The sequence below is a fragment of the Caulobacter sp. B11 genome, from assembly GCF_002737765.1.
GTDB lineage: Bacteria > Pseudomonadota > Alphaproteobacteria > Caulobacterales > Caulobacteraceae > Caulobacter.
In genome coordinates this window covers 1-5,265 of record NZ_PEGG01000188.1, presented here as the reverse complement: position 1 = coordinate 5,265, position 5,265 = coordinate 1, and the positions used below count along the sequence as shown (strand labels likewise).

Genomic DNA, 5,265 nt, shown 5'->3' with positions numbered 1-5,265 from the left:
GTGCTCCCCGCCGCCCTGCCCTCCCTGGACGAAGTCCGGGAGCCCCTGGCTCAGCAGTGGGTGCTGACCGAGACGCTCAAGCGCCTCAAGGTAAAGGCTGATGAACTGGCCGCCCGTGTCCGTAAGGGCGAGTCGATCGAGTCCGTCGCCGCCGCTTCGGGTTCGCGCGTCCAGCGCGTCGCCGGCATGTCCGCGAAAACGCCCAGCAATATCAGGTCCTCGGACGTGACGTCCTAGTCGCCACCTTCCGGGCCAAGCCGGCGAGGTGATCACCGCCCGCGCCCCGTCCCTCGGCTTCGTGGTCGCCAAGCTCAACGCGGTGAAGGCGGCCGATCCTGTCCTGATGGCGCGCATCACCGAGAGCCAGCGTCCGCAGGCGACGATGGGCATCTTCCGCGAGGTCGGGGAATCGGCTCGCGCCGGCGCCCGCCCGGACTGAAGACCAAGGTCAATCTGATCGCCGCCCAGCAGGCCATCGGCATCGACACCGACGCCCTGGCCAAGACCCAGGGCGACAAGAAGGGCAAGGCCGGGACCAAGGACCAATGAGCCTCGAGCCCGCTCTGGACGCCTTTACAGAAGCCTATGAAGCGGGACGGCCTCAGGTCGTCTGGACGCGCCTGATCGACGATCTGGAGACGCGGTCTCGGCCTATCTGAAGATCGCCACGGTCGACCCTATGCGTTCCTGTTCGAGAGCGTCGAGGGCGGGCCTGGCGCGGCCGTTACTCGATCATCGCGATGAAGCCCGACCTGGTCTGGCGGTGTCGCGGCGATGAGGCCGAAATCGCCGAAGGCGACGCCATAGCCGAGCGCCGGTTCACGCCCCAGGCCGGCGGCGCGCTCGACAGCCTGCGCGGTCTGATCGCTCGGTCGAAGATCGAGTTGCCGCCCGGCCTGCCGCCGATGGCGGCGGGGGTGTTCGGAGCCCTCGGCTATGACATGGTGCGCCTGGCCGAGCGCCTTCCGGATGTGAACCCCGACAGCCTGGGCCTGCCCGACGGCGTCATGACACGGCCCTCCATCGTCGCGGTCTTCGACGCCATCGCCCAGGAGATCATCCTGGTGACGACGGCGCGCCCGGTGACCGGGGTGAGCGCGAGCAAGCCTATGCCGCCGCCAGAGCCGGATCGAGGCGGTGATGGTTGATCTGCGTCGCCCCCTGGCCCACGACCCGCCTCGACCCGGCCATGGCCCTCTGGAATTCACCACGCCCGTCAGCCGCGAGGCCTATGCCGAGGTGGTCGAGAAGGCCAAGGCCTATATCCGGGCCGGCGACATCTTCCAGGTGGTGCCGAGCCATAGATTCCGGTCGCCGTTCGGCCTGTCGCCCTTCGCCCTCTATCGCTCGCTGCGCCGGACAAATCCTTCGCCGTTCCTGTTCTTCCTGGACCTCGACGGCTTCCATCTGGTGGGATCCAGCCCCGAGATCCTCGTGCGGCTGCGCGACGGCAAGATCACCATTCGGCCGATCGCCGGCACCCGGCCGCGCGGCGCGACGCCCGAGGAGGACCTAGCCCTCGAACAGGAGCTTCTGGCCGACCCCAAGGAGCGGTCCGAGCACCTGATGCTGCTGGACCTGGGCCGCAATGACGTCGGCCGCGTGGCCATGCTGCGCAAGCCGGGCAGCAACGCGCCGTCCCGCGTCGGCAAGTCGGGCCCCAATGTGCGGGTCACCGACAGCTTCAAGATCGAGCGCTACAGCCACGTCATGCACATCGTCTCGAACGTCGAGGGCGACGCGCCCGAGGGGGTCGACCCGGTGGATGTGCTGATGGCCGCCCTGCCAGCCGGCACGCTTTCGGGCGCGCCCAAGGTTCGGGCGATGGAGATCATCGACGAGCTCGAGATCGAGAAACGCGGCATGGGCTATGCGGGCGCCGTCGGCTATGTCGGTTCGGACGGCTCGGTGGACACCTGCATCGTGCTGCGCACGGCCCTGGTCAAGGACGGCATGATGTACGTCCAGGCCGGCGGCGGCGTGGTCGCCGACAGTGATCCTGACGCCGAATATGACGAGACCCTGCACAAGTCGCGCGCCCTCAAGCGGGCCGCCGAGGAGGCCTGGCGCTTCGCCTGATCCGTCTACTGGCCGAGACCGCCGTCCAGGCGGTCCTGAGGTATGTGCTGGGTGACCGTTGGCGGCGCGATGATCATGACCGCGGCGAAGGTCACGGCGCTGAGCGCCGCGAAGGCGGCCGCCGCCAGCACCGGTCCCATCTTCTGTCGGCGATGGGGTTCGCGTAAGAGGGCGCGGGCATAGGCCAGGGCGGCGGTGTCGAGGGCGGAATCACGCGGGTCCATGACGCCAGCATGCGCCGGCGACGTCCTGCTCCGCAATCGCCGGAAGGTGCGACGCTTTCGCGCTGCCAGGACGAACAGAAAACTCGCGACCAAAACCACTCACACTTTTGCGCCGGTCTCGCTAATAGCTGGTGCTGAAAGGCGGCGTCATGATCCTGGTCATCGATAACTACGACAGCTTCACCTACAATCTCGTCCACTATCTGAACGAGCTTGGGGCCGAGACGGTCGTCCATCGCAACGACGAACTGACCGTGCAGGAGGCCCTGGGCCTTCGTCCGCAGGCGGTGCTGCTCTCGCCCGGGCCCAAGGCCCCCGACCAGGCAGGCATCTGTCTGCCCCTGCTGCGCGGGGCCCCCGAAGACCTGCCGATCCTGGGCGTTTGCCTGGGCCACCAAGCCATCGGCCAGGCCTATGGCGGCGACGTCATCCGCGCCAAATCGGTGATGCACGGCAAGACCAGCCCGATCCACCACGCCAATCGCGGGATCTTCAAGGATCTGCCCAACCCGTTCACCGCCACGCGCTATCACAGCCTGGCCATCGACAAGGCGTCCCTTCCCGCCGACCTGGAGGTCACCGCCTGGACCGACGATGGCGAGATCATGGGCGTCCAGCACAGGACCCGGCCCGTGCACGGCGTGCAATTCCACCCCGAATCAATCGCCACCGAGGGCGGCCACCAGATGCTGGCCAATTTCCTCGACCTGGCCGGGGTTGATCGCAACGCCCAGATCTGGGTTTAGCCCGACCGATGTCCGACGCCTTCAAGCCTCTGCTCGCCAAGCTCGCCGACGGTCAAACCCTCAATGAGGACGACGCCGAGCAGTTCTTCTCCGCCTGCCTGCGCGGCGAGCCCAGCCCGGCCCAGGTCGCAGCGGCCGTGACCGCCATGCGCCTGCGCGGCGAGACCGTCGGAGAAATCACCGCCTGCGCCCGCGCCATGCGCCGCGCGGCCGTGACGCTCGTCCACCCCTATGAAGTCATTGACGTCTGCGGCACGGGCGGCGACGGCCTCCACACCCTCAACATCTCCACGGCGGTGAGCTTCGTCGCGGCCGGCGGCGGCCTGAAAGTGGCCAAGCACGGCAATCGGGCGATCTCGTCGCGATCTGGCGCCTCGGACATCCTGACCGCGCTGGGGGTCAATATCGACGCCGGCCTAGACCGCCAGAGGATCGCCCTGGACGAGGCCAATATCTGCTTCATGTTCGCGCCCGCCCACCATGGCGCCATGCGTCACGTGACGCCCATCCGGGCGGATCTGGGCTTTCGGACCATTTTCAACCTGCTGGGACCGCTCTCGAACCCGGCGGGGGCGCGCCGCCAGGTCATGGGGGTCTATGATCCTCGTCTGCTCGAGCCCCTCGCCCGGGTGCTCGGCGCGCTGGGGGCCGTTCGCGCCTGGACCGTGCATGGCGGCGGCCTCGACGAAATGACCACGACGGGCGAGAGCCTTGTGGTCGAGTGGAACCGAGGGGCCTTGCGCCACTTCAATATCACTCCCGAGGCCGTCGGCCTGCCCCGCGCCGCCCTTTCGGACCTGACCGGCGGCGATCCCGCTCAAAACGCCGCCGCGCTCATCGATCTGCTCGACGGCCGCAAGGGCGCCTATCGCGATATCGTGTTGCTCAACGCCGCGGCGGCCTTCCTCGTGTCAGAGACGGTCGAGACCTTGCGCGAAGGCGTAGAACTGGCCGCCACCGTCATCGACGACGGCCGGGCCCGCACAGCGCTCGACCGGCTGATCGCCGCCACCAACCTCCAGACGCCGGCTTCATGACCGATATTCTCGCCCAGATCGCCGCCTACAAGCGGACTGACGTCGTCCAGCGCAAGGCCGCGCGCCCACAGGACGTCGTCGAGGCCGCGGCTCAAGCCGCCTCACCGCCACGCGGTTTCAGGGCAGCTTTGGAGGCGAAGGCGGGCCCAAGGCGGCTGGCCCTGATCGCCGAGATCAAAAAGGCCTCGCCCTCCAAGGGCCTGATCCGGGCCGATTTCGATCCGCCCGCCCTGGCCAGGGCCTATGAAGCCGGTGGCGCGGCGTGCCTCTCGGTCTTGACCGACGGCCCCAGCTTCCAGGGCGACGACGCCTATCTGGTCGCGGCGAGGGCCGCAGTCGCCCTGCCCTGCATCCGCAAGGACTTCCTGGTCGATCCCTGGCAGGTGGCCGAATCACGCGCCCTCGGGGCCGACGCGATCCTGGTGATTCTGGCGATGATCGACGATTCCCTGGCGGCTGAGCTGATCATCGAGGCCGCTCGCCTTGGCATGGACGCCCTGGTCGAGGTGCATGACGCCGCCGAGATGGCCCGCGCCGTCGCCCTGGGCTCGACCCTGATCGGGATCAACAATCGTGACCTCAAGAGCTTCGTCGTCGACCTGGCCGTGACCGAGCGACTGGCGGCTCAGGCTCCCAAGGACGCCCTGCTGGTGACCGAGAGCGGTCTGTTTGTCAGGGCTGACGCCGTTCGCATGGAGGCGGCCGGCGCGAAGGCCATGCTGGTCGGTGAAAGCCTGATGCGGCAGAACGACGTGACGGCGGCGACACGCCAACTTCTGGGCTGAACCCCCGGTAAACCCTCAGGAACTGGCCGCGGTTCGCAGCGGTTCGACATTGGCCAGGGGACCGTCTTGCGGCCCATCGTCCAATTGGCCTGCACCCGAACCTTGGGGTTGGGCGCCGACCAGACTTCGCCGGTGCCGTCGATCGCGACCACCCAGATCAGATGATGTTCCTGGCCATAGTCGATCACCGCGAAGGCATAGCCGCTTCCCTTGCCCTCAACGATCACCGGCAAGGTTGGATCGAGTTGCTTGAACCCCATAGGTACGGCTCCCGGATTGATCATCTGCCAACGACGCCGACTGAACCTCGTTCCCCACGGATCGCCGTTAACTTGACATCAACAAAGAACACCTAGAGAACATCGGCAAGGTTTGCGGTTTGTTCCGCGTCTTT

General features: G+C 67.4%; 5 protein-coding genes and 2 pseudogenes. 6 read left to right on the top strand and 1 reads right to left on the bottom strand.

Features of this window, described 5'->3' with window-relative positions; translation table 11 throughout:
* The 3 genes and pseudogenes from CSW58_RS14065 to trpE form a co-directional block, all read left to right on the top strand.
* A pseudogene (locus tag CSW58_RS14065) lies at positions 1-237 on the top strand (rotamase); the annotation flags it as partial.
* Positions 238-265: 28 nt separating this feature from the next.
* Positions 266-439 (top strand): hypothetical protein, encoded by a 174-nt coding sequence (locus tag CSW58_RS14060; protein ID WP_161494589.1) that lies wholly within the window; start codon positions 266-268, stop codon positions 437-439.
* Between the two features lie 106 nt (positions 440-545).
* Positions 546-2,079 (top strand): annotated as a pseudogene (gene trpE, locus CSW58_RS08565) (anthranilate synthase component I).
* Between the two features lie 5 nt (positions 2,080-2,084).
* Here the strand turns inward: trpE and CSW58_RS08560 are convergent.
* Entirely contained in the window at positions 2,085-2,303 is a 219-nt protein-coding gene (locus tag CSW58_RS08560) for a hypothetical protein (RefSeq protein WP_099447008.1), read from the bottom strand.
* A 149-nt stretch (positions 2,304-2,452) separates the two neighbouring features.
* Here CSW58_RS08560 and CSW58_RS08555 point away from each other — a divergent pair, with 149 nt between their 5' ends.
* From CSW58_RS08555 to trpC, 3 genes are read left to right on the top strand one after another with little or no spacing between them, the layout of a single operon-like run.
* Complete coding sequence (locus CSW58_RS08555) at positions 2,453-3,049, top strand: aminodeoxychorismate/anthranilate synthase component II (RefSeq protein ID WP_099447010.1); 597 nt, start codon at positions 2,453-2,455, stop codon at positions 3,047-3,049.
* A gap of 8 nt (positions 3,050-3,057) precedes the next feature.
* Positions 3,058-4,086 carry an anthranilate phosphoribosyltransferase gene (gene trpD / locus CSW58_RS08550; protein ID WP_099447007.1) on the top strand — a complete coding sequence of 343 codons (1,029 nt, stop codon included), beginning with the start codon at positions 3,058-3,060 and terminating at the stop codon, positions 4,084-4,086.
* Complete coding sequence (gene trpC, locus CSW58_RS08545; protein ID WP_099447006.1) at positions 4,083-4,871, top strand: indole-3-glycerol phosphate synthase TrpC; 789 nt, start codon at positions 4,083-4,085, stop codon at positions 4,869-4,871. Before trpD ends, trpC begins: the two co-directional genes overlap by 4 nt.
* Positions 4,872-5,265 lie beyond the last annotated feature (394 nt).

Bases quoted from the DNA above. Each gene is read 5' to 3' on its own strand.
- CSW58_RS08560 (WP_099447008.1), bottom strand. From the start codon at position 2,303: ATGGACCCGCGTGATTCCGCCCTCGACACCGCCGCCCTGGCCTATGCC.
- CSW58_RS08555 (WP_099447010.1), top strand. From the start codon at position 2,453: ATGATCCTGGTCATCGATAACTACGACAGCTTCACCTACAATCTCGTC.
- trpD (WP_099447007.1), top strand. From the start codon at position 3,058: ATGTCCGACGCCTTCAAGCCTCTGCTCGCCAAGCTCGCCGACGGTCAA.
- trpC (WP_099447006.1), top strand. From the start codon at position 4,083: ATGACCGATATTCTCGCCCAGATCGCCGCCTACAAGCGGACTGACGTC.